The 23,194-nt window shown below is 70.7% G+C and carries 19 protein-coding genes and 1 pseudogene; 14 read left to right on the top strand and 6 right to left on the bottom strand.

Features of this window, described 5'->3' with window-relative positions; translation table 11 throughout:
* Positions 1-52 precede the first annotated feature (52 nt).
* From H2Q94_RS14700 to H2Q94_RS14685, 4 genes and pseudogenes are all read left to right on the top strand, one after another.
* Positions 53-1,216 (top strand): IS30 family transposase, encoded by a 1,164-nt coding sequence (locus tag H2Q94_RS14700; RefSeq protein ID WP_243795622.1) that lies wholly within the window; start codon positions 53-55, stop codon positions 1,214-1,216.
* A 218-nt stretch (positions 1,217-1,434) separates the two neighbouring features.
* A pseudogene (gene ku / locus H2Q94_RS14695) lies at positions 1,435-2,399 on the top strand (non-homologous end joining protein Ku).
* Entirely contained in the window at positions 2,384-3,289 is a 906-nt protein-coding gene (ligD, locus tag H2Q94_RS14690) for a non-homologous end-joining DNA ligase (RefSeq protein WP_243795448.1), read from the top strand. The pseudogene ku and the gene ligD overlap by 16 nt, the downstream one beginning before the upstream one ends.
* Before the next feature lie 151 nt (positions 3,290-3,440).
* Complete coding sequence (locus tag H2Q94_RS14685) at positions 3,441-5,966, top strand: ATP-dependent Clp protease ATP-binding subunit (protein WP_243795446.1); 2,526 nt, start codon at positions 3,441-3,443, stop codon at positions 5,964-5,966.
* A 493-nt stretch (positions 5,967-6,459) separates the two neighbouring features.
* Here the strand turns inward: H2Q94_RS14685 and H2Q94_RS14680 are convergent, their stop codons facing one another.
* Entirely contained in the window at positions 6,460-6,924 is a 465-nt protein-coding gene (locus tag H2Q94_RS14680; protein WP_243795444.1) for a PPOX class F420-dependent oxidoreductase, read from the bottom strand.
* 364 nt (positions 6,925-7,288) lie between these two features.
* Between H2Q94_RS14680 and H2Q94_RS14675 the strand changes: the two genes are divergently transcribed.
* The 6 genes from H2Q94_RS14675 to H2Q94_RS14650 all read left to right on the top strand — a co-directional run bounded on the left by H2Q94_RS14675 (position 7,289) and on the right by H2Q94_RS14650 (position 13,891).
* Entirely contained in the window at positions 7,289-7,933 is a 645-nt protein-coding gene (locus H2Q94_RS14675; protein WP_243795442.1) for a hypothetical protein, read from the top strand.
* Between the two features lie 95 nt (positions 7,934-8,028).
* On the top strand, positions 8,029-9,645 hold the full coding sequence (locus H2Q94_RS14670; protein WP_243795440.1) for a molybdopterin-dependent oxidoreductase: 1,617 nt from the start codon (positions 8,029-8,031) through the stop codon (positions 9,643-9,645).
* A 253-nt stretch (positions 9,646-9,898) separates the two neighbouring features.
* The gene (locus tag H2Q94_RS14665; RefSeq protein WP_243795438.1) at positions 9,899-10,561 is read left to right on the top strand and encodes a fasciclin domain-containing protein; all 663 of its coding nucleotides are present in this window, start codon (positions 9,899-9,901) and stop codon (positions 10,559-10,561) included.
* 117 nt (positions 10,562-10,678) lie between these two features.
* Positions 10,679-11,680 carry a phytoene/squalene synthase family protein gene (locus H2Q94_RS14660; protein WP_243795437.1) on the top strand — a complete coding sequence of 334 codons (1,002 nt, stop codon included), beginning with the start codon at positions 10,679-10,681 and terminating at the stop codon, positions 11,678-11,680.
* A complete protein-coding gene (locus H2Q94_RS14655; RefSeq protein WP_243795436.1) occupies positions 11,677-12,381 on the top strand; it encodes a class I SAM-dependent methyltransferase in 705 nt (234 codons plus the stop codon). Before H2Q94_RS14660 ends, H2Q94_RS14655 begins: the two co-directional genes overlap by 4 nt.
* The gene (locus tag H2Q94_RS14650) at positions 12,374-13,891 is read left to right on the top strand and encodes an FAD-dependent oxidoreductase (RefSeq protein WP_243795435.1); all 1,518 of its coding nucleotides are present in this window, start codon (positions 12,374-12,376) and stop codon (positions 13,889-13,891) included. The genes H2Q94_RS14655 and H2Q94_RS14650 overlap by 8 nt, the downstream gene beginning before the upstream one ends.
* A gap of 157 nt (positions 13,892-14,048) precedes the next feature.
* Here the strand turns inward: H2Q94_RS14650 and H2Q94_RS14645 are convergent, their stop codons facing one another.
* Entirely contained in the window at positions 14,049-15,047 is a 999-nt protein-coding gene (locus H2Q94_RS14645) for a Rieske (2Fe-2S) protein (RefSeq protein ID WP_243795434.1), read from the bottom strand.
* Positions 15,048-15,237: 190 nt separating this feature from the next.
* Between H2Q94_RS14645 and H2Q94_RS14640 the strand changes: the two genes are divergently transcribed.
* Entirely contained in the window at positions 15,238-15,570 is a 333-nt protein-coding gene (locus H2Q94_RS14640) for a plasmid stabilization protein (RefSeq protein ID WP_243795433.1), read from the top strand.
* 67 nt (positions 15,571-15,637) lie between these two features.
* On the opposite strand, the gene H2Q94_RS14635 is transcribed toward H2Q94_RS14640, so the two are convergent.
* Both H2Q94_RS14635 and H2Q94_RS14630 read right to left on the bottom strand, forming a co-directional pair.
* Positions 15,638-16,075 (bottom strand): hypothetical protein, encoded by a 438-nt coding sequence (locus H2Q94_RS14635; protein WP_243795431.1) that lies wholly within the window; start codon positions 16,073-16,075, stop codon positions 15,638-15,640.
* 189 nt (positions 16,076-16,264) lie between these two features.
* Positions 16,265-17,434 carry a S8 family serine peptidase gene (locus H2Q94_RS14630; RefSeq protein WP_243795429.1) on the bottom strand — a complete coding sequence of 390 codons (1,170 nt, stop codon included), beginning with the start codon at positions 17,432-17,434 and terminating at the stop codon, positions 16,265-16,267.
* 353 nt (positions 17,435-17,787) lie between these two features.
* Here H2Q94_RS14630 and H2Q94_RS14625 point away from each other — a divergent pair, with 353 nt between their 5' ends.
* The 3 genes from H2Q94_RS14625 (at position 17,788) to H2Q94_RS14615 (ending at position 20,145) form a co-directional block, all read left to right on the top strand.
* Entirely contained in the window at positions 17,788-18,210 is a 423-nt protein-coding gene (locus H2Q94_RS14625; RefSeq protein WP_243795427.1) for a universal stress protein, read from the top strand.
* 502 nt (positions 18,211-18,712) lie between these two features.
* Positions 18,713-19,033 (top strand): hypothetical protein, encoded by a 321-nt coding sequence (locus H2Q94_RS14620; RefSeq protein ID WP_243795425.1) that lies wholly within the window; start codon positions 18,713-18,715, stop codon positions 19,031-19,033.
* Between the two features lie 119 nt (positions 19,034-19,152).
* Positions 19,153-20,145, top strand: a complete 993-nt coding sequence (locus tag H2Q94_RS14615) for an NAD-dependent epimerase/dehydratase family protein (RefSeq protein ID WP_243795424.1) — start codon at positions 19,153-19,155, stop codon at positions 20,143-20,145.
* Between the two features lie 165 nt (positions 20,146-20,310).
* Here H2Q94_RS14615 and H2Q94_RS14610 read toward each other — a convergent pair whose 3' ends face one another.
* Positions 20,311-21,396: a threonine synthase gene (locus tag H2Q94_RS14610; RefSeq protein ID WP_243795423.1), complete on the bottom strand. Its 1,086-nt coding sequence runs from the start codon at positions 21,394-21,396 to the stop codon at positions 20,311-20,313.
* Between the two features lie 216 nt (positions 21,397-21,612).
* Positions 21,613-23,130 carry an arylsulfotransferase family protein gene (locus tag H2Q94_RS14605; RefSeq protein ID WP_243795422.1) on the bottom strand — a complete coding sequence of 506 codons (1,518 nt, stop codon included), beginning with the start codon at positions 23,128-23,130 and terminating at the stop codon, positions 21,613-21,615.
* Positions 23,131-23,194: the final 64 nt, after the last annotated feature.

Here is a 23,194-nt window from a genome sequence, read left to right as displayed (position 1 = left end):
CAGGCGTGGGCATCCCGGCCGGGCGGTCTACGACGAGTTGCGTGGGTCCGGGGTGTCGAGGCGGGATGCTGCGGCACGGGTCGGGGTGCATGTGCGCACTGCCGCTGATTGGGATCGGGGGATCCGCAAGATCGGTGATGCCCGGGTGCACCCGGACGGGCACAGGATCGACTACAACACCGCTGTGACTAGTGGATCAGTGTTGTCGTTGGCGGTGGTCGAAGCTGAGCTGCACCCCCGGTTTTTGACGGTGACGGAACGGGAAACGATCGCTGACTTGTGGCGGCAGGGCGAGTCGTTGCGGGTGATCGGGCGTGTTTTGGGCCGGTCGCCCTCCACGGTCAAACGCGAGATCGACAACCGCAGCGTCGCCGGCGAATATCAGCCGCACCGGGCGCAGCGGGCATGGGCCGCCAGCCGCGCACGCCCGAAGGCCTCCAAACTCGCCCAACACGGCCCGTTACGCGACTACGTCACCGCCGGCCTGCAGCAACGATGGTCACCAGAGCAAATCTGTCACGCTCTGGTCACCGAGTTCCCCGACGACGAAGGCATGCGGGTGAGTCCCGAAACGATCTACCAAGCCATCTACATCCAGGCACGAGGCGGGTTACGGCGCGAACTCGCCGACGCGCTGCGCACCGGACGCACCCGCCGCGCACTACACCGCAGCCCCGAACAGCGCACGCCCCGATTCGACGACATGGTGATGATCTCCGAACGCCCACCACAGATCGAAGACCGGGCCGTGCCCGGCCACTGGGAAGGCGACCTGATCGTCGGCACCCGCAGCGAAAGCGCGATCGTGACCCTGGTCGAACGCTCCACCCGCTACGTCCTGCTCGGACACCTGCCCGGCAGACACACCGCCGAAGCCGTCCGCGACGTCCTGATCCCCCTGATCAAAACCCTGCCCGAACACCTCCGCGGCTCCCTGACCTGGGACCAAGGCTGCGAAATGGCCGCACACAAACAGTTCACCATCACCACCGGAGTCCCGGTCTACTTCTGCGACCCCCACTCACCCTGGCAACGCGGAACGAACGAGAACACCAACGGACTCCTGCGCCAATACTTCCCCAAAGGCACCGACCTCCGCATCCACAGCCCCGAAGACCTCGAACACGTCGCCCAACAACTCAACAACCGACCACGCAAAACACTCGGCTGGCACACCCCAGCCCAACGCCTCCGTGATCTACTCACCACCACATAAACCATCAGGCGTTGCGACCACCACAAGAATCCGCCCCTCTCGAATGGGCCGTTGACTCCACCGGCGGGAGCGAGTGCACGTCCCCATCGACCGGTGAGACCGGGCTGATGAGGCAGTGACCTGGACCGACGTTCGCGGGTCCGCTGCGATCAGCCGCGGTGCGGCGCATCGTGGGTGGGTGGCGGGCCGGGACGCCCGGCTGGTGAGGGAGGCACGTCATGGCGCGCAAGATCTGGACGGGCTCGATCAACTTCGGCCTGGTCACCATCCCGGTCGGGCTCTACGCCGCCACCGAGGACCACAGTCCGTCGTTCCACCAGTACGAGCGCGGCACCACCGACCGGGTCCGCTACAAGCGGGTCAACGAGCGCACCGGTGACGAGGTCGACTACGGCGACATCGTCAAGGGCCGCGAGGTCGACGGTGTGCTGGTGACCGTCGATCAGCAGGAACTGGACGAGATCGCGCCCGGCCGCTCCCGCACCATCGACATCACCGCGTTCGTGGACCTCGACGAGATCGACCCGGTGCACTTCCAGCGCACCTACTGGCTCGCGCCGAACGCGAAGGAGAACCACCGCCCCTACGACCTGCTGCGCCGCGCCATGGAGCAGACCAACCAGGTGGGCATCGCGACGTTCGTGCTGCGCGGCAAGGAATACCTCACCGCGGTGCGCGCCGATGAGACGGCGCTGGCGTTGAACACCTTGTACTTCGCCGATGAGATCCGCGAACCCGGCGAGATCATCGGAGATCCGGGCGGATCCGCGCCCTCCGACAAGGAGATCCAGATGGCCGAGACGGTCATCGAATCGATGACCGGCGAATGGCGCCCGGAGGACTACGAGGACACCTACACCGAAGCCGTCGAACGGCTCCTGGCCGACAAGGCCCGCGGGGTGAGCCCCGAACCGGAGGAGGCACCGTCCCAGGCGACCGACGTCATCGATCTCACCGACGCGTTGCGCCGCAGCGTCGAACAGGCCCGCGGCAAACGCGGCGGCACGGCGAAGGGCGACGACCTCACCGAGCTGAACAAGGGCGAACTGGACAAGCGGGCGAAGGAACTCGGCGTCCGCGGCCGTTCGAAGATGAACCGATCCGAGCTCGAAGCGGCGGTGCGCGACGCCGCGGCCGGGTCGCGGGCGGCGTCGTGAGGCGGCGGGCATGTCGGCGCGGGTGACCGTCCGGGTGCAGGACCGCGAACTGACGCTGTCCAATCTGGACAAGGTCCTCTACCCAGCCGCGGGGTTCAGCAAACGCGACGTGATCGACTACTACCGGCGGATCTCCCCGGTGCTGCTGCCGCACCTGCGGGGCCGCGCGGTGACCCTGATCCGCTTCCCGGACGGCGTGGATTCAGGCTCGTTCTTCGAGAAGAACGTCTCCCGGCACGCCCCGGACTGGGTGCCGACCGCACGGCTGGTCAGCGGCGCCGACGGTTCCGGTTCGGCCGTGAACCACCACGTGCTCATCCGCGACCTGCCGACGCTGGTGTGGACGGCGAACCTGGCGGCGCTGGAACTGCACGTTCCGCAGTGGACGGTGGGCGAGGACGACTCGCGCAACAACCCGGACCTGCTGGTGTTCGACCTCGATCCCGGGCCGCCGGCGACGATCGTCGAGTGCTGCCGGGCCGCCGAACTGCTGCACGAGCGGCTGAGCTCGGACGGATTGCGGGTGTACGCGAAGACCAGCGGCGCCAAGGGAATGCAGCTCTACTGCCCGGTGCGCACCGAGGAACCCGGCCGCACCTCGGCCTACGCGAAGGAACTCGCGCTGCGCCTGGCCGCCGATCACCCCGATGCGCTGCTGGCGAAGATGAACCGCGCCGCGCGGACCGGCAAGGTCTTCTTGGACTGGAGCCAGAACAACACCGCGAAGACCACCGTCGCGCCGTACTCGCTGCGCGCCCGCGAACACCCCACCGCCTCCACCCCGATCACCTGGGACGAGGTGCGCTCCTGCCGCGAGGCGCGGGACCTGCGGTTCACCGCCGAGGAGGTGCTGCGCCGCGTGGAGCGCGACGGAGACCTGCTCGCCGATCTGCACACCGATCCACATCCGTTGTGAGCCGGCGCGGGAGGAAATTCCCGTCCGCGCCGATCTGTGGGATGGCGCATACGCCGCGCCCACGCCGGAATGCCCGTCCGTGCCCGTCGTGTTTGAGGCGGTGATACCCGCGGGAAGACAACGAGGAGTTTCTCGGACTAGAGAGGTGACCATGACCGGCTTCTTCGGTTCCGGAGGGTTCGGTTCGAGCCCGTTCGACGACTTCCTGGCCCGCTACCTCTCCGGCGGAGACGGCCCGCAGCAACCGCGGCGAGTCGACCTGACCCGGCTGATGAGCGGGCACGCCCAGGACCTGGTGGCCGCCGCAGCGCGCCTCACCGTCGAACACGGCGGCCGTGACCTGGACACCCACCACCTGCTGTGGGCCGCGACCCGCTCGGAGACGCCCAGAGCCATGCTGGAGCGCGCCGGAGCGGACGTGGACGCGCTCGGCAAGCAGATCGAGCAGCAGCTGCCCGCAGGCGACGCGATCGACCAGCCACCGGCGCTGACGCCGGCTTCGAAGCGCACGCTGCTGGAGTCGCACCAGATCGCCCGCGCGGTCGGCGCCTCCTACATCGGCCCCGACCACCTGTTGCTGGCGCTGGCCGCCAACCCCGACTCGCGTGCCGGGCGGCTGCTGACCGCTGCGCACGTCACGCTGGAATCGCTGCAGGCGGCTCCGGCGGATCCCGCGCAGTCCCGCCAACAGGAGGCTGCCGAAACGTCGAGCACGCCGACGCTGGAACAGTTCGGCCAGGACCTCACCGCCCGCGCCCGCGATGGCGGGCTGGACCCGGTGATCGGCCGGGACGAGGAGATCGAGCAGACCATCGAGGTGCTCTCGCGGCGCACCAAGAACAACCCGGTGCTCATCGGTGAGGCGGGCGTCGGCAAGACCGCCGTCGTCGAAGGGCTCGCCGCGCGCATCGTGGACGGCCACGTGCCGGACACGCTCAAGGACAAGCGGGTCGTGCAACTGGACCTGTCCGGTGTCGTGGCGGGCACCCGGTACCGGGGCGACTTCGAAGAGCGGATGAACAAGCTGCTCGACGAGATCAGCCGCAACCGCGACCAGCTGGTGATCTTCATCGACGAGCTGCACACCGTGGTCGGCGCGGGCGGTTCGGACGGCGCCGTGGACGCGGGCAACATGCTCAAGCCGAAGCTGGCGCGCGGCGAACTGCACGTCGTCGGCGCCACCACCCTCGACGAGTACCGCAAGAACATCGAGAAGGACGCCGCGCTGGAGCGCCGGTTCCAGCCGATCACGGTGGACGAGCCCAGTGTCTCCGACACCGAGCGCATCATCTGCGGCCTGCGGGACCGCTACGAGGCCCACCACCAGGTGCGGTTCAACGACGACGCGATCCGGGCCGCCGCCGAGCTCGCCGACCGCTACATCGCCGACCGTTTCCTGCCGGACAAGGCGATCGACCTGATCGACCAGGCGGGCGCCCGCAAGCGGCTGCGCACCGGGACTCCCGACACCGACCTGCGCGAACTCGAGCAGCGTTACGACGAGCTGGCCAGGGACAAGGCGCAGGCCATCGCCGAGGAGGACTACGAGCGGGCCGCCGGGCTGCGCGACGAGATCGTCGGCGTGCGCGACCAGATCCGCTCCCAGCGGCAGGGCAACGGCGGCATCCCCGTGGTCGGCCGGGAGGAGATCGCCGACGTCGTCTCCCGCGCCACCGGCATCCCCGCCACCCAGCTCACCGAGGAGGAGAAGAGCCGCCTCATGAAGCTGGAGGAGCAGCTGCACCAGCGGGTCGTCGGCCAGGACGAGGCGGTGCACGCGATCTCCCGCGCGGTGCGGCGCTCCCGCACCGGAATGGGCGATCCGAACCGCCCGGTCGGCACGTTCCTGTTCCTCGGCCCCACCGGCGTCGGCAAGACGGAACTGGCGCGGGCGCTGGCCGAGTCGCTGTTCGGCGACCAGGACCGGATGGTGCGGCTGGACATGAGCGAGTTCCAGGAGGCGCACACCGCCAGCAGGCTGGTGGGTTCCCCGCCCGGCTACGTCGGTTACGGCGAGGCAGGCCAGCTCACCGAATCGGTGCGGCGGCGCCCGTACTCGGTGATCCTGCTCGACGAGATCGAGAAGGCCCATCCCGACGTGTTCAACACGCTGCTGCAGGTGCTCGACGACGGCAGGCTCACCGACGGTCAGGGCCGCACGGTGGACTTCACCAACACGGTGATGATCATGACGAGCAACCTGGGCTCGGACATCATCTCGCAGCGTTCCGGAGTGCTCGGCTTCTCCAGCCGGGAACAGGATCAGGCCGACGAACCGGCTCGCGACCGGCTGATGGCGCGGCTGCGGGAATCGTTCCGGCCGGAGTTCCTCAACCGGATCGACGAGGTCGTGGTGTTCCGCAAGCTGGAGACCGACCAGCTGCACCGGATCACCGAGCTGCTGCTCGGCGACACCCGGCAGCGGTTGCACACCCAGGACATCGAGGTCGACTTCAGCAACTCCGCGGTGGACTGGATCACCGAGCACGGCCACGAGCCCGACTACGGGGCGCGGCCGCTGCGGCGCACCATCCAGCGCGAGGTCGACGATTCGATCTCGGAGTTGCTGCTGGAGGGCAGGCTCGGCGAGGGCCAGCGGGTCGAGGTGGACACCTCCGGCGACGAGCTGACCTTCGAGGTCCGGCCGGCTTTGGAGGCCGGGGCGGGCACGTCCTGACCTCGCCCGGCACGCTGATCCGCTCCCGCGCTCCGGCGCGGGAGCGGACTCGTGCGTGAGGGACCGTCGCGGCCCTCCGGTCCTCGCGGAGATCAGCGTCCGCAACCGGACCACCCGGCGGGTTCTAGCGACTTCCTCGCGCGGACAGCGATTTCGCTGGGACGGGGATGCATCAGAAATCGCGGCCACACCGGCGAAGGGGCAGCGAGGAAGCCGCGCTGAGGTTGGCGTTCGAGTGACCCGCTATGCAAATCATTCTGAGAGGAGCGGCGTTGCGAGTGAGATCGTCTTGCTCGTTCTGGTGAAGCTCGCCAGGTTCCGGAAAAGCGGCCAGATCCTTCGGCACGGAGGGTGACTATTCAGCGCCGATGGGTTACTCTGTGATGACCGTCGCACTTCCCCCTCGTGCGGCGAGGGACGCCCAGGGCTTGAACCCCCAGCAAGCCCTGGGCGTCGTCACATCCAGCGCCGCAGCGGAAAGCGGACCCTCAGATCACTCCGCGAGGCGCGCCGGGAAACCGCCGGTGGCGATGGGACCCCACTCGTCGATGGTGACCCGGATCAGGGATTTGCCCTGCTTGCGCATCGCCTCCCGGTACTCGTCCCAATCCGGGTGTTCCCCGGAGATACTGCGGAAGTACTCCACGAGCGGCTCCACGCTCTCCGGCTGATCGATGACCTCGGCGCGTCCGTCGACCTGCACCCAGGCACCGTTGAACTCGTCGGAGAGCACGCAGACCGACACCTGCTCGGCACGGCGGGCGTTGCTGGTCTTCGCCCGCTCCGGATAGGTGGAGATCACGATCCGGCCCTCCGAATCGACGCCACAGGTCACCGGAGAGATCTGCGGGCGCCCGCTGCCGCGTTCGGTGACCAGCAGGGCGTGGTGGCGAGGCCGCAGGAACTCCAGCAGCTCCGAACGTTCGACGCGCTTGTTGGTGGCGATGGTGGGAGCCACGGCGGGTCCTTCCATGGTGATCGTGCGCAATGGACTCTTCGGCGGCGAACCTACCCCAGCACCCCGACGGCCGACGCCGCCTGCGACGTCACCGATGTGACGGAATTGCACGCGGTTGTCGATGTATCACGAAGAATTCCCCCGTCGACGCGCTCCATGTGAGTGACGAAAGACCCTGCGATCAGCACTCCAGCGCCCGTAGCCTGACTGCGGCGTCCCGGCACGGACAGACGTTCCGGACCGGACGGTGCGGGGGCACCGCACGCCGCACGACTGGGGAGCGGAGACGGCCGATCGGGCCGTGCCGCGCAACATCACCGCACACGCGCGCCCGGGAAGCACCGCAGGGCCGCGGAATCGGGAGATGACGTTGCCGAGGATCGACACGGTCGCACGGGAATTCCTGCGCTACCTCTACGCCGAAGACCACTTCCGGCCCGAGGTCGCGGCATTCCTGCACAGCGCGCAGGCCGACGTGCTCGCGCCACCACCGGACCACGACGAACTCGCCGAGGTCGTCGGCTCGCTGCGCGGCGAGGAACTGGTCGCCACCGGAACCGAACACGCCGACGGACTACCGCTGCGCGCCGGGCTCACCGGCTCCGGACTGATCTGCGTGAGCGAACACGACGGCGACCTGCGGGCATGGCGGGAATCGGCCGGCGTGGCGGTGCTGACCGCCCGTGCTCCCACGGTGGTCGCGCCGCGCGAATCGGCCGAACCCACGACCGTCCCGCCCGACTCGCTCGACGGGATCGCCCGCGTCGCCAAGGTGTGCCTGCTGGCACTGCCCACGGTGCACGCCCGCTACGGCGAGGACGAACTGGTGCAGCGAACCGCCCAACGCCTGTGGGAGGCGGCGCGCAGCGCCCGGCCGGACCCGCGACGAGTACGGCTGCTGGCCTCGAAGCTGCGCGGCGAACTGGCCACCGGCTCGATGGCGAACACCCTCGGCGTCGTGCTCCTGGACAGCCTCGACGAGGCGGTCCGCGAAGCCCAGCTGCCCTGACACGTGCTCGACGAGCGCGTGTCCACCGGCAGCGCGCGGAACCGTTACTCGCAACAGCCACCGATCCCCGCGTGCGGCGGCTACGAATGGATGGTGTGAACACGACATCCCCGCGCACCCTGCGCCTGCCGGTGGCGGCGTGGTGCGGAGTCCTGGCGGCCGCGGTCGCGTTGGGCGCCGGTCACCTGCTCGCCGCACTCCTCGAACCCCGCTCCTCGCCGTTGCTGGCCGTGGGCAACTCGGCGATCGACCTCACCCCGGAACCGGTGAAGCAGTTCGCCATCAGCGCCTTCGGGCAGGCCGACAAGATCGCGCTGCTGGGCGGGATGGCGATCGTCATCGCGGCGCTCGCGGCCGCGGCCGGAGTGCTCTCGCGCCGCGACGCCCGCCCCGGAATCGTCCTCATCGGAGCATTCGGGCTACTCGGCGTCGCCGCGGTGCTGTCCCGGCCCGATGTGGGAGCGCTGGGCGTGCTCGCCCCGGTCGTGGCGGCGCTGGCCGGGATCTCGGCTTTCCGGCTGCTGCACCGGACCGCACTCGCGGCCGCCGAAGCCGGCGCGCAGCCGCCCCCGCGCGACGAGCACGACCCGAACGACACCCTCGAAGAACCCTTCGACCCCGAGCTGCTCACCGAACCCGCCGAAGGCACCGACCGACGCCGATTCCTGGTGTCCTCGGTCGCGGTGGCCGCCACCGCCGGGCTCACCGGCGCGGGCGGCTCCCTGCTCACCGGCGGCCGCGACGCCGAAGCGTCGCGGCGAACGGTCGCGCAAGCACTCGGCGGCTCCGCCGCCCAGACCGTGCCCGCCGGAGCGGACTTCGCCGCCGCGGGCACCCCGTCGTTCATCACCCCGAACCGCGACTTCTACCGAATCGACACCGCGCTGAGCGTCCCGCGCGTCGAGATCGCGGACTGGCGGCTTCGGGTGCACGGCATGATCGACCGCGAACTCGACCTCGACTTCGCCGACCTGCGCCGGTTCCCGCAGGTGACCAGGACGATCACGATGACCTGCGTGTCCAACGACGTCGGCGGCCCCTACATCTCCACCGCCGAGTTCACCGGCGTGCCCATCCGGGAAGTGCTGCTGGCCGCCGGAGTCCGCCCCGGCGCGGAACAGGTGTTCAGCACCAGCGTGGACGGGTTCACCGCGGGCACACCGGTGGACGCGCTGCTCGACGCCGAACGCGGCGCCCTGCTGGCCTACGGCATGAACGGCGAACCGCTGCCCGCCGAACACGGCTTCCCCGTTCGCATGGTCACCCCCGGTCTCTACGGCTACGTGTCCGCCACGAAATGGCTCACCGACCTCGAACTGACCACGTTCGACAAACCCGCCTACTGGATCGAACGCGGCTGGGGACGTTTCGCGCCGATCAAAGTCCAGTCCCGGATCGACAACCCCGACGGTTTCGGCCGCATCCCCGCCGGACGCACCACCATCGCGGGCATCGCATGGGCGCAGCCCATCGGCATCGAACGCGTCGAGGTCCGCGTCGACCGCGGGCCGTGGCAGGTCGCGCAACTGTCCACTGAGGTCAACCGGCAGACCTGGCGGATGTGGCGAGCCGAGGTCGACCTCGCGCCGGGCGGTCACAACATCGAATGCCGCGCCACCGACCACAACGGCACCACCCAGACCCAGCAGCGCGCCCCGGTGCTGCCGGACGGGGCGACCGGCTGGCACTCGGTGTTCTGCAACGCCCGTTGACGACGACATCCCCGCGCTTTGACCGGCACGTCCAGCGGCGACGCGAGCTTCACCTGCTCACCCGCCGCACGGGGAAGGACGGGCCAACACGCAACCGGCCAGATCGAACCTGCCCGCCCAGGACGAACCCGATTCAGGAGAACTCTCCGAAAAATATCGGCCCATGACCAATCCGGAACGCCGTGCACACCGAATACCTGATGAGGCAAGGGATCCGCGCCCCGCGAGATCCCGAACATCAGGAGGACACAGCATGAGGATCCGTCGACGCACCGCCGCGATCACCGGCACCGCAGCCGCCCTCGCCCTCGCCCTCTCCGCATGCGGACAGGCCGAGCAGGACGACATGGAACAGCCCGCGCAGCAGCCGGCTCCCGCCCCCGCCGAGCCGCAGCCCATGGCCGACGGCGTCACCACCGCCGACGACGTGTTCGGCCCCGGCTGTGCCCAGGTGCCCACCGACCCGAACGACCCCGGCTCCGTGCAGGGCATGGTCGACGACCCGGTGGGCACCGCAGCGAGCAACAACCCGCTGCTGACCAAGCTCACCGCCGCCGTCCAGGCCGCCGATCTCGGCGACACCCTGAACAAGACCGACACCCCCTACACCGTGTTCGCGCCCGCCGACCCCGCGTTCGACGCGCTCCCCAAGGAGACCCTCGACGCGCTGCTCACCGACCCGGCGAAGAAGCAGCAGCTCACCGACATCCTGACCTACCACGTGGTCCCCCAGCGGATGGACGCCGACGGACTCGCGCAGGCCAAGACGGTGCCCACCGCCCAAGGAGGACAGCTCACCGTCGAGGGGTCCGGGGAGAACCTGAAGGTCAACGGCGCCTCCGTGCTGTGCGGCAACGTCCCCACCGCGAACGCCACCGTGTTCGTCGTCGACAAGGTCCTCATGCCCGGTCAGTGACGGGGGGTTCGGACGGCGCATCCGCGCCGCCCGAACCGTCCGCCGGGGGGTGGCCCGGCACACGTGCGGGCGGCGCTGCTGAGCGCCGCCCGCACGCCATGTGCTTCGATTTCCTCTGTGGACGTTGCGAACGGGATTTTCCGGCGCCCCGGCCGAGATCCATCGCCGACGGCGCGGCGCGAGCTGGACGCCGCGGGCATCCAGCACCCCGCACTGCGCACCGCCTACCGCCATTGCCGCGACCTCCACGCCGCGCACGGCCGCACCTACTACCTCGCGGCCCGGCTGCTGCCCCCGGAACGCAGACCCGCCGTGCACGCGCTCTACGGATTCGCCCGATGGGTGGACGACGTCGTCGATGAACCCGGCCCCGCGAACGCGCATCGCGCCGCGGAGATCGCCCGGATCGACGCCGCACTGCACCGCGCGCTCACCGGTGGGACGGCGGACCGCCCGGTGCTGGCCGCCGTCGCCGACACCGCCCGCCGATACCGGCTGCCGGCGCAGCTGTTCACCGACTTCATGCGCTCCATGCGGATGGACCTGCACGTCACCGGCTACCCGGACCGGGCGGCGCTCGACGAGTACGTGCACGGCTCCGCCGGAGTCATCGGCCTCCAGGTGCTGCCGGTGCTCGGCACCACCTGCTCCCGCGACCAAGCGGCACCGCATGCAGCGAAGCTCGGACACGCCTTCCAGCTCACCAACTTCCTACGCGACGTCGGCGAAGACCTCGACCGCGGCCGCGTGTACCTGCCCGCCGACGAGCTCGCCGCGTTCGGCGTGGACGCCGAGCGGCTGCACTGGTGCCGCCGCACCGGACGCCCGGACGGCCCGGTGCGGCGCGCGCTCGCAGACCAGGTGGCGCGCACCCGCGCGCTGTACCGGCAGGCCGAAGCCGGAATCCCGATGCTCGATCCGGTGGCACGGCCGTGCGTGGCGACCGCGCACGTGCTCTACGGCGAGATCCTGGACCGCGTGGTGGAGTCCGGATATCGCGTGTTCGGCGCGCGGATCGCGGTACCCACCGGCAGGCGCCTCGGAGTGGCGGCACCGGCACTGCTGTCCGCCGTCACCGCCCGAGCGCGCACCGCGGCGCAGGAGAGGATCCGGCGATGAGCACTGAGGCCACAGCACTGTTCGACCGAGGCGGCCGCGACTACGACACGCTGGTCTCCGCGAACCCCGGCTACCACCGCGACCTCGCCCGATCCGCCCGACGGCTCGGGCTTCCGGGCGGTGGCCGCGGGCTGCGGCTGCTCGACGTCGGCTGCGGCACCGGTGCCTCCACCCGCGCACTGCACGAGGCCCTTCCCGAGGCGTCGATCACCGCGGTCGACGGTTCCGCGCGCATGCTGGCCCGAGCGCGCGACAAGCCGTGGCCCGCGACGGTGCGCTTCGTGCACGCCGACGCGCGCCGCCTGCCCGAAGCCGGGGTGCACGGCCCGTTCGACGGGATCCTCGCCGCCTACCTGCTGCGCAACCTCCCCGACCCGGACGCGGGGCTGCGGCTGCTGCTCGACCTGCTCCGCCCCGGAGCACCGCTGGCCGTGCACGACTACTCACTGCCCCGCCGCAACGCGGACCGGCTGCTGTGGCACGCGATCTGCTGGACGGTGATCATCCCGGCCGGGCGGTACGTCACCGGGGACGCCGCGCTGTACCGCTACCTGTGGCGCAGCGTGCTCGAATTCGACACCCCGCCGCAACTGACGGAGCGGATGCGGCGCGCGGGGTTCGCCCGAGTGCGCACTGCGGCGATGTCCGGGTGGCAGCGCACCCTCACCCACACGTTCCTCGGAAATCGGCCCGATGCGTGATCCGCGCGCCGTCCGCCACCCCGGCCGTCCCGGAGCCGACCGGCCCGGCGCCGCCACTCCCCGCGTCGTGGTGATCGGCGGCGGCATCGCCGGGCTCGCGGCCGCCGCCTGCCTGCGCGACCGGGACGTGGACGTGGTGCTGCTGGAACGCGAGCATTACCTCGGCGGCCGCGTCGGCGGCTGGAACACCACGCTCCACGACGGTTCCACGGTGCCGATGAACCGGGGTTTCCACGCGTTCTTCCGGCAGTACTACAACCTGCGCGGCCTGCTGCGCCGCGTGGACCCGGAACTCACCGGGCTCGGCGCGCTTCCCGAGTACCCGCTGCTCAGCGCAAACGGACGCCTCGACACCTTCGCCGGGCTGCCGAAATCCCCGCCGTGGAACGCATTGGGGTTCGTCGCCCGCAGCCCCACCTTCCGGTGGCGAGACGTCCCGCGGATGAACCTGCGCGCGGCGGCGACGCTCGCCGACGTGCGAGTGCCCGAGTCCTACGCCCGGCTCGACCACATCAATGCCGCCGACTACCTGCGCCGCATCGGATTCCCCGAAGCCGCACGGCACCTGGCGTTCGAAGTGTTCTCCCGCAGCTTCTTCGCACCGCCCACGGACCTGTCGGCGGCCGAGCTGGCACTGATGTTCCACCTGTACTTCCTCGGCTCCAGCGAAGGACTGCTGTTCGACGTCGCCACCGACTCCTTCCCCGCCGCGTTGTGGGAACCGCTGCGGGACCACCTCGACCAGCGGGGCGTGCGGTTCCGGCTGGGCACCGCCGTCGAGTCGATATCGCACGAGGGACCACGTGAGTTCGCGGTGCACACGGCGGACGGTGAGGCGATCGCGGCGGACGCCGTGGTGCTCGCGGCGGATCTCGGCTCGGCGCAACGCATCGTGCGACGCTCCCCCACGCCGGCGCACCGCGAGTGGCGGGAACGTCTCGGCTCGGCGCGTACCGCACCGCCGTTCCTCGTCTCGCGGCTCTGGCTGGACCGTCCGGTTGCCGAGCAGCGGCACGCGTTCCTCGGTACCAGCGGGTTCGGGCCGGTGGACAACATCAGCGTGCTGGACCGCTACGAGCGCAGCGCTGCCCGGTGGGCTCGCGATCACGGTGGTTCGGTGGTGGAAGTGCACTGCTACGCGCTGCCCGCCGACGCCACCGTCGACGAGCTGCGCCCACAAGTGCTCGAAGAGCTGCACCGCGTGTACCCGGAAACGACAGGCGCCGAGGTTCTCGACGAACGGCACGAACTCCGCTCGGACTGCCCGCTGTTCCCGCCCGGCGGCTTCGCGCTGCGACCGTCGATTCCCACTCCGGAACCGGCGCTGGTGCTCGCCGGCGACCATGTGCGGGTCGATCTGCCGGTGGCGTTGATGGAGCGCGCCGCCACCAGTGGAATGCTCGCGGCGAACCGGCTGCTGGGGCTCTGGGGGCTGCGCGGGCACGACGTGTGGAGCGTCCCCGTGCAAGGCCGCTCCCCCGCCCTCCGCGTCGCCGGTCGCTTCGCCTGAGTCATCGGCCGTGGCGCGATGCCGAACCCGCACGAAGCTCCCCGGGCTCCTCGCCTTCTTTCGCGGTGGCTCTCCGGCATTGATTTCATTCAGCACTGAAGCCCTAGTATTCAGAAACTTGTTCGACCGCGTCTGCGTGGCATGCCGGTGACGTGGGTCAGGAAGTCGGGCGGGTGCGCAAGTCGTACCTGCGTTCGGCGTAGGCGAGGTCGTCGCGCCACAGCCGCAGCGCCGCCCAGCGCATCAGCGGCCGGACCACGCTCGCCGCCGACCGCGCCGCCCGGAAACCCGGACGTGCCGAATGCGCTGCGATCGCTTCGATCACCGCAGTCGTCGGACGGCCTGCCGAGTTCCGGCCCAACGGCGTAGCGTGCGTCTCCACCACGCTGCCCACGCCCTCCCCCGCCACGATGCGCATCACGATCGTGCGCGGCTCCGGAGCGCTGAACGTTGCCCGCACCGGCACCCCCACGCCCCTGGCCAACCGGAACGACACCGCCACCTCGAACACATCGCCCTCGTCCGGATCCGGGGTGCGCAGCACGGTCAGGTTCGCGAACGAATACGGGTGGAACCACGAGCCGTGCCACGGATCGAGCCGGTTCGCCACGACGTCCTGCACCTCGCACACCCCGATCGCGGTGGCGACCGCGCTGATGCTCTTGTCGAGGGGCGGACGCCGCGGCAGCACCGGAGCGGGCAGCGGGACCTCACCGCCGACCGCGTCGAGGCGGACCCAGGCGAGCACACCGTCATCGTGCGCGGGAAACAGCCGCCACCCCGCCGAATCCTCGCCCAGGCACATCCCGTGCCAGCGGCACACCAGCCTGCCCCGGTGCACGCCCGCTTCGCTCAGCGGGGCACCCAGGTGCGGACAGGCCCCGGGTCCGATGCGGAGCGTGCCGCGCCCGTCCCGCCAGGCGACCAGCTCCACTCCCGCCACGGTGCGCCCGAACGGTCGTTCACCGGTGATCTCCCGGCTCGCAGCGAGCACGAACCAGTTCCCCGACGGCCGCGCGAGCGCCCGCCGCAGCGTCGCGTTGATGAGCTCCGGACGAGCCTGCCGCCAGGTGCCTTCCTGCTCGGCCCAGCGCGGCGCTCGAACCCGGCGCAACGGCATGCGCTCGCTGAAGAAACCTCGGCCCAGAGCGGTCATGGCGGCCCCCGTTCGATCGGCGGTGCAGCGTAGCCGCGAATGGAGGCCGAGAGCCCGCGTCCGAGCCGCCCGCGCCCGGAGATTCCACCGATCGCGCCACGGACTCTCGACCGGGCTCACGACGAACGGGTGTGCCACGGCTACCGGCCGGGTAACGCGGAACCGGAACGCCCCGCTGGAGGAGGACCACATGCCCGCAGGCGCCAACCGCAAGCAGGAACGGCAGTACGAGCACATCAAGGCGAACGCCGAGGAACACGGCAGCAGCGAAAGCCGGGCGAAGGAGATCGCGGCCCGCACCGTGAACAAGGAGCGGGCTCAACAGGGCCAGGCGAAACAGCGCAGCAGGACGTCGGTGCACGACGTGCCGCCGGAGCGTCGTGGCGGGCTGCGCTCCGGAAACCGCACCGGACCGCTCGGGCGGACGAAGGCCCAGCTCTACCAGGACGCGCGGCGGGCGGGCATCGACGGCCGTTCGAAGATGACCAAGGCGGAACTGGAACGAGCGCTCGCACGCGGCTGAGGGGCCGGTGCCGAACGCTGTGCGAGGCGGGTCGCTCGTCGCCGGTGGATCGAAGCGGCGAGGTCGATCAGTCCGCAGGCCGTTCGGCGATGGCCGCCGCGGCCGCTTTGACGCAGTTTCCGAGGTCTTCGGCGGCCGCGGCGGCTTGATCCAACGCCACGTGCGCGTCGGGGGGCTGGGCGGTGCCCGGTGTGGCGTAGCGGTGCGCGAGCCCGTCGAGGACGACCGCGAGCCGATGCCCGCGGACCGCGACGTCGAGCAACGCGTCCCGCGTCGAGAGCTCGGCCGACTCCGCGGCGGGTTCGGCGCGGGCGTCCGGGATGCCGGTCGACTCACCCGCGCGCCGCGCGCTGTCGAGCGCTCGGCCGATCTCCGAGCGTGCTCGACCTGCTTCCTCCACCACCGCGCTGCTGGGTTGCGAACGCCGCGCCGGAACGGACTCGCCTCGTCCGGAGCCGGCCGCGCTTCGGTCGCCTTCTCCTTCGGCGGCGTTACCTGTGCTCATCTGTGTCGTCCCCCCGAGCGATCGCGTGCGGATCTCCTCGCCGATCACTCCATCGTGCTTGACCGGTTCAGCGGTTCTCACCGGCTGCGCGAGGATTACCCGGATCGGGGGAACGACACACGTGACGCCAGGACCGAACGACGATGCGGCGGGCACGCCGAAGCGCGCCCGCCGCACCTTCCGATCGGATCAGGGAGCCTGCACGAGCCCCCCGCCGATGTCGGTGGCCGGAAGCGGAAGCCGCCGCGCGCTCTGCGCGAGACGCGCCCACAGGCCCCACGCCCGCTCGGGGTGCTGCTGAGCCAGCAGCGCGGCGACGCCGGCGACGTGCGGTGTCGCCATGCTGGTGCCGCTGAGCTTGCGGTAGCGCTCCTGGCCCGGCCAGCTCGAATACACGTCGACTCCGGGTCCGACCACGTCGACCTGACCGATCTCGTCGACGGTGCCGGAGGAGAAGTCGGCGACGGCGCCCTGTTCGTCGACGGCCCCGACCGCCAGGATCGACGGGCAGTTGGCCGGGTGGCCTACCGGCGCGATGTTCCCGGCGGAACGTTCGCTCTCGTTGCCCGCCGCCGCGACGATCAGCGTGCCGCGCTCGATCGCGCGCTGCGCGACCCGTTCGAACGCGTCGGAGAACGGCTGGCCCGGCTGGGTCGGGGCGCCGAGCGACATCGACACCACCGAGCACCCGTTGGAGATGGCCCACTGGATGCCGGAGAGGATGCCGCTGTCCCCGCCGGAGCCGTCGTCCCCGAGCACCTTGCCCGCGTAGATCGAGGCCTCCGACGCGATGCCGTAACCCGGACCGGAGTCGGTGCTGCGCGGCCCGCAGGCGGTGCCGATGCAGTGCGTCCCGTGACCGTGGCCGTCCTGGACGTCCTGGCCGTCCACGAAGGATCCGGTGACGACGTCCCGCCCGGCGAAGTCCGGGTGCGCCTGGTCGAACCCGGTGTCGAGCACGGCCACCCGGATTCCCGCTCCCGTCGGCCCGCTGCGGTCGGCGCGGACGGCGCGAAGCCCCCACGTGACCTCGCCGTCGGCGGGCGGTTGTGGCGATCCGATGGCGAACACCCTGCGTTCGGCCTCGATGGCCGCCAGCGGGGTGCCGCGTTCCCGCACGGAGTTCTGCAGCGCGGCGATCTGGTCCTCGGCGGCGTCGATGAGAGCGACGCCGAGTTCGTGCAGGATGACGCCTCCGGCGCCGCTGAAGAGTTCGCCCGGCCCGGCACCGGCCGCGTCGGCCGTGCTGGCGGTGCGGATCCCGGCGAGCCGGGTGAGTTCCCGGGCACCGAGCACGGTCGCGTCGTCCTCCAGCAGGACCAGGTAGCGCCCCGTGGTTCCATTCGCGGCTGTCGTCATGATCGCCCCCTTGCTCTCGGTGAAAACGTGCCCCATGAGGTAACCCCCGTCACACCCGTCACGGCAAGACGCCGGTCGTGTGTGGATCAGGAGCCGGAATTCCCTTTATCGGTGGGAAAATCGCACCCACCCACCGTGCCGTGTGACCCCTGATCGGCGATCCGGACACGGAGAGTTCGATTACTGCTCGACGACGTTCCGTTCGGCCCGCAGCACCGTTCACACCGTCGGCCCAAGTCCGTCCAGGAAATTCGGGGTTTCTGTCCGCTCTCCGTTCATCGCACACTGGAGTGCGAGGCCGTCCCTCCGCCGCCGCTCGGTGCCGCGGCGGACCACACCAGTCGAGGTGGCGCATGGGTAGCACGACCGAGAACGTGATCATCGTGGGCGTCGACGGCTCCGAGCCGTCCCGTGCCGCCCTGCGCTGGGCGTTGCGGCAGGCCGCGCTCACCGGCGCGACCGTGCGCGCGGTGGTGGCCTGGGAGTACCCGGCGTTCTACAGCTGGGAGGGCGGCCCGATGCCGCCGGATGACTTCCAGGACGCCGCGCAGCGCAACATGAACGACGCGGTCGACGTGGTGGCGGGCGGTGCCGACGTGGAACGCGCCGTGGTGCACGGGCACTCGGCGCAAGCGCTCCTGGAAGCCGCCGATGGTGCTCAGCTTCTGGTGGTCGGCAGCCGCGGGCACGGAGGTTTCTACCGCACCTTGCTCGGGTCGGTGAGCCAGCGCTGCGCGGTGCACGCCAAGTGCCCGGTGGTCATCGTCCGCGAGTGAGCCCCGCCCGATCCCCCTCTCCCGCAACGAACACGACGGAACGATCCCCGGTGGGCTGACCGGGTCGAAATCGTCGCCGGTAACACACCCGAGTGATCAACGAATCTCTCGCTGTGCCAACGATGTCCTCTCCGGTATCGATGAAGTAGCGCCGGGTCCGGATACCTGTGCGAGCTTTAACGACATGGCGGGGGAATCGTCCCAGCATCCATCACGTCCACTGAGGACGGAGTCCGGGCGCGCGGCCCCATGGACTCATTGCCCGCTCCGCCACCGGACGCCGCGGCGGCGCCGCGCGCGCTGGTCGCCAGCCGGTGGACCGTTCCGGAACCGTGGCCGGCTTCTGCACCGCGGCTTCGGACGCCCCGGGGCCAGCGGGGACCGCCGGACCGCACGAGGAACTCGCCGACAAGGTCAAGATGCGTGAGTGGTTCGCCCGGATCGGCGTCCGGTTCCGGCCGGCGTCCGTGGCGCACGCCGGTCTGACGCACACGGCGGTGTGGTGCTGGAACTCAACGCACGCCCGCAAGGGTCCACCTGGCTGCTCGGAGAGATCGAGCGCGCGGAGGGCCGGGCACCGCTGCTGCTGGGCATCGGCGCCTGTCTGGGGCTGTGGGCTCGATCCCATGCGGGGCGGACCGGTGTGCACATCGTGCGCTACAGCGCGTGGGCGGCCAACGCCAGGTTGCTCGACTTCTACCGATCGCTGCAGGGACGTCACGTGCGCACGGTCCCGGGAATTCGGTGCGGCGCGCTGTTCGAGGACGAAGCGCGGGTGCGCGACGATCTGCCGGTGGTCGAAGGGGCGGACATCGTGGCCTGAGCCCTCGAACCGACGCATCGAATGGCGGCCGCGATCGGCCGGACCGGCTCGGCGACCTGCGCCGGAGCGGCGGAAAATGCGTTTCCTCCAGCGGTCTTCGAGAAGTAGCGTGCCTTCTCGTGAGCGATGAGAAGGTCTTGGTCACCGGTAGCGCCGGACACCTCGGGGAAGCGCTGGTCCGCAGCATCCGCGCCGAAGGCCGCGAGGTCGTCGGACTCGACGTGCTGGAGTCGCGGTTCACCACCGTCACCGGCTCGATCACCGATCGCGAGGTGCTGCGCCGCTGCTTGGACGGTGTGACGGGAGTGCTGCACGCGGCGACCCTGCACAAGCCGCACGTGAGCTCGCACGGCAGGCAGGCGTTCGTGGACACCAACGTGTCCGGAACCCTTGCGCTGCTGGAGGAATCGGCCGCCGCCGGGGTGCGGAGCTTCGTGTTCACCAGCAGCACCAGCGCGTTCGGGCGGGCGCTCACACCTACGGCGGACGAACCCGCCGCGTGGATCACCGAGGACGTGGTCCCGGTGCCGCGCAACATCTACGGCGTCACCAAGATCGCCGCCGAGCAGGTGTGCGAGTTGATCCATCGCGATCACGGACTGCCGGTGGTGGTGTTGCGGACCTCGCGGTTCTTCCCGGAGGACGACGACCGCGATGAGGTGCGCGCCGTCTACGACGGGCTGAACGCGAAGGTCAACGAGTTCCTGTACCGGCGGGTCGAACTGCAGGACGCGGTGGACGCGCACCGCCTCGCGCTGGCGCGGGCGCCGCAACTCGGGTTCGGACGGTACATCGTCAGCGCCACTGCCCCGTTCTCCCCGGACGACCTGGGGCGGTTGCGATCGGACGCGCCCGCGGTGGTGGAGCGGCTGTTCCCCGACCACGTGGCGGAGTTCGCCCGTCGCGGCTGGCGCATGTTCCCCGGCCTGGACCGGGTGTACGTCAACGACCGCGCTCGCGAAGATCTGGGCTGGACGCCGCGGTACGACTTCCGCCACGTGCTCGATCTGGTGCGCGCCGATGAGGACATCCGGAGCCCGCTCACCCGCGCGGTCGGCATCAAGGGCTACCACCTGCAACCCCACGGCGTGTACACGACCCGCCCCCGGTGACGGCACGCCGACCCGGACTTGCAGGCCCTGAAGGAACCCGGCTACCGCACATCGGCCGTGGCCTTCGGTGCGGCGCAGCACTCCGTCGGCAAGCTCTGATCATCGCTGGTCAGCCGATCCGAGGGGCATCGAGCCGCTAGCCCGCCGCACTGGTCGTTCTCGGGTTCAGAGGCCCTTGAACGGGTGTGCCGTCGCGAGCAGGACCGCGGTTTCGCCGGGTGCGATGCGGGACCGGTCGTACGCGGCGTGCAGTGCGGGGAGGACGATCGCGCTGGCGCCTTCGAGCAGGATTCCGTTGCGGGCCAAGCCGATCCGAGCCTGGTCGACACCGTCGTCGATGGCGATCGCGGTGCCTCCGGTCTCCTCCAGGACCTGCAGCGCTTGGACCGTGGCGGAGTCTCCGCCGATCGACGGGGTCGCGGTGGCGTCGCCCGCGAAGGAGTCGTGCACGTTCGCACCCGCGAGCACCGCGGCGAGGCGCGGGAACGGCTCGACCAAGTGGATCCGCGGGCCGGGCTGCTCGCGGCGCCGCGCCATTTCGCGCAGCCCGAGGTGGACGCCGAAGGCGAGATCGCCGCGCGCCGTCGGCAGCAGCACGTGCTCCGGAATCCTTCCCAGCTCCTCGACGATCTCCCAGCCGATGGGGCGCATCGAGTCGATGCCGAAGGGACTGCTGCCCACGACCGGGCGGGCGTGGTTGGTCACCGCCAGCCGCTCGGGGTCCGCGTCGTGCTCGCGCACGAAGTCCCAGCGCTGCTCGGCGGTGTCGAACAGGTGCAGCCGCCCGCCGGTGTCGCGCACGGCGGCGGCGATCGGCTCGGGTACGTCGTGGGTGACCGCGAGGTCGCAGCCGAGCCCGTGGGCGGCGGCGTAGGCGGCCAGCGACACGGCCGCGTTGCCGGAGGACGCCGCCACCACCGACTCGTACCCTGCCGCGGCCGCCCGGCCCACCGCTCCCCTGCTGAACCGGTCCTTGTGCGAGCCGGTCGGGTTGGCCGATTCGTTCTTCACCCACACCGCGACCCCGTCCGGGGCGAGCTCGGCGGGCAGCGGGAACAGCGGCGTGGAGCCCTCGCCGAGGGTCCGCGCGCCGCGCACCGCGAGCTCTCCGATCGAGTCTCCGTCGTAGCGGCAGCGCAGGTTCGCCGGTGTCCCCTGCTCCAGGCAGCGCGGGCAGCCCGCGGTGTGGTCGGCCACCGGGTACGACCGGCCGCAGCGGATGCACACGAGGTCGGCCAGGCGGTCGTTCATGACGGCCGCGGGGGCGGACGTTCCTGCCGGGGCTGCGTGGGGCATGCGGGGACTCGCGATCGGTAGGCCTTGGCCGGTGGACTCCCGCTCAGCTTAGGTGTGCCGCGTTCTCGTCTTGGCAGGGGCGAAGCCGATGAGCCGCGGCCGGCAGCGCACCCGACGCGTCCGTCCGGTCCGTGACCCGGCCGCACCCCGGCCGGGTCACGGACCGCGGAGTCAGCCGACCGCGACCGCGGGCGAGCTGCCGAGCACCGCGCCCTCGGCGTCCAGCGCCTGCACGCCGACGAACGCTGCCGCGCCCGGCACGTCCACCCGAGTTTCGAAGCCGACGCGCGGGGCGTCGTGAACCGGGGTCAGGTTCGCCTCGTCCGGCCCGGTGAGCACTCGCCAGGCCGCGACTTCGGTGGCCCCGTTCCAGCTGGCGTACACGCTGGTCACGTCGTCTCCGGGCTGCCCGGCCACGGCGGGGGCGTCCAGTGGTCTGCCGACCCACGCCGACCGGAACGCGCGGTAGGACGTGATGGAGTCGACGAACTTGCCGTGGAACAGCACCGCACCGTTCTCGTCGAACTCGGTGAAGTACGGCTCGCCGCCCCACCCGACGAACAGGTGACCGTTGGCGAGGACCTGCGTGTTGCCCTGGTTCGGTGCGAGCAGCCCCTCCGGGCTTTCGTGGCTGCGCACCACGTTCGCGGTGCGCGCCGTTTCGTCCACGCCGAGCGTCAGCGCGCGGGACTTCCCGCGCCCGGGCGCGGCGGCGGCGTTGTCGAACAGGCTGATCGTGCCGTCGCTCAGCCGACGGCAGTCGTGCTGCCAGGCGAACGGCGCGTCGGGACCCATCTTGAAGTCGCTCTTCTTGCCGTTGAGCCGCCAGTTCACCTCACCGGTCGCCCGGTCGATCCGGTACACGGCGTGCGTGCACCGGGCCGAGACGAGCAGCGCGTCACCGTCCTCGCAGACCGCGTTGAGGTGGATGTAGTCGAACCACTCCTCCGGGTCCTTCGGGACCGGGTAGAACGATTCGTCGAGCGTGACGTGTTCCAGGCTGCGCCACTCGAACAGCAGGTCGCCGGTGGCGATGTCGATCTCCTGGATGACGCCTTCGAGCACCTTCGCGTCCGGCGCCCCGCCGACGGGAGTGGTGTCGGCGCGCACCTCGGAGTAGATGATCAGTAACGCGGTGCCTTGCGGGGTGAGCACGAACTCGTGCATGTCGCCTTGCAGGCCGTTGGCCGGGCTCACCGTGGCGATCCGCTCGTAGTTCTCGTCGAGCACCACGAACCGTCCTTCGCCGAAGCCCGGCGGGATGTGGATGGCGCCCTCCCACCAGGTCAGCACCGGTTTCCCTTGGTACTGCTGGACTTTCATGTCGGCGATGACGCCTTCGGCGGGCTGGGAGAACCACACCGGCTGACCGAGGTCGTCCATGATCAGCGCGCCGGGCTGGAAGTCGGCGCGGGGCGCGGCGGCCTCGGCGTTGAGCTTGTTGGCCCCGGCCGGAGTGAGCAGCACGTGTCCGGGCTCGACACCGGCGGCGGGCGTGCTGATCTCCACTTGCGGCGGGTTCAGGTCGGGCCGGCTCACGAAGGTGTGGCCCGCCCGGGTCCCGGCGCGCGGCGCGGCGGCCGCCACGGCGGCGGTGCCGGTGCTCACCAGTGCGGGTACGGCGGCGGCCGCCGCCATCATGCGCAGCACGCTGCGTCTCCCCACGGCGGCGTTCGGGGTGGTCGTCATCGGTTGGCTCCTCGAAGGATTTTCGGCTACCGGCTACGAACCGGGCGGCGCGCAGGTCTCGGGT

Source organism: Saccharopolyspora gloriosae (genome assembly GCF_022828475.1).
GTDB classification, from domain to species: domain Bacteria; phylum Actinomycetota; class Actinomycetes; order Mycobacteriales; family Pseudonocardiaceae; genus Saccharopolyspora_C; species Saccharopolyspora_C gloriosae_A.
Note: the sequence above shows the minus strand (reverse complement) of the source record. Positions and strands in the feature narration are given on the sequence as shown.

Bases quoted from the DNA above. Each gene is read 5' to 3' on its own strand.
- H2Q94_RS14605 (WP_243795422.1), bottom strand. From the start codon at position 23,130: ATGACGACCACCCCGAACGCCGCCGTGGGGAGACGCAGCGTGCTGCGC.
- H2Q94_RS14630 (WP_243795429.1), bottom strand. From the start codon at position 17,434: ATGACGACAGCCGCGAATGGAACCACGGGGCGCTACCTGGTCCTGCTG.
- H2Q94_RS14645 (WP_243795434.1), bottom strand. From the start codon at position 15,047: ATGACCGCTCTGGGCCGAGGTTTCTTCAGCGAGCGCATGCCGTTGCGC.
- H2Q94_RS14635 (WP_243795431.1), bottom strand. From the start codon at position 16,075: ATGAGCACAGGTAACGCCGCCGAAGGAGAAGGCGACCGAAGCGCGGCC.
- H2Q94_RS14655 (WP_243795436.1), top strand. From the start codon at position 11,677: ATGAGCACTGAGGCCACAGCACTGTTCGACCGAGGCGGCCGCGACTAC.
- H2Q94_RS14665 (WP_243795438.1), top strand. From the start codon at position 9,899: ATGAGGATCCGTCGACGCACCGCCGCGATCACCGGCACCGCAGCCGCC.
- ligD (WP_243795448.1), top strand. From the start codon at position 2,384: ATGTCGGCGCGGGTGACCGTCCGGGTGCAGGACCGCGAACTGACGCTG.
- H2Q94_RS14610 (WP_243795423.1), bottom strand. From the start codon at position 21,396: ATGAACGACCGCCTGGCCGACCTCGTGTGCATCCGCTGCGGCCGGTCG.
- H2Q94_RS14625 (WP_243795427.1), top strand. From the start codon at position 17,788: ATGGGTAGCACGACCGAGAACGTGATCATCGTGGGCGTCGACGGCTCC.
- H2Q94_RS14640 (WP_243795433.1), top strand. From the start codon at position 15,238: ATGCCCGCAGGCGCCAACCGCAAGCAGGAACGGCAGTACGAGCACATC.
- H2Q94_RS14685 (WP_243795446.1), top strand. From the start codon at position 3,441: ATGACCGGCTTCTTCGGTTCCGGAGGGTTCGGTTCGAGCCCGTTCGAC.
- H2Q94_RS14650 (WP_243795435.1), top strand. From the start codon at position 12,374: ATGCGTGATCCGCGCGCCGTCCGCCACCCCGGCCGTCCCGGAGCCGAC.
- H2Q94_RS14675 (WP_243795442.1), top strand. From the start codon at position 7,289: ATGACGTTGCCGAGGATCGACACGGTCGCACGGGAATTCCTGCGCTAC.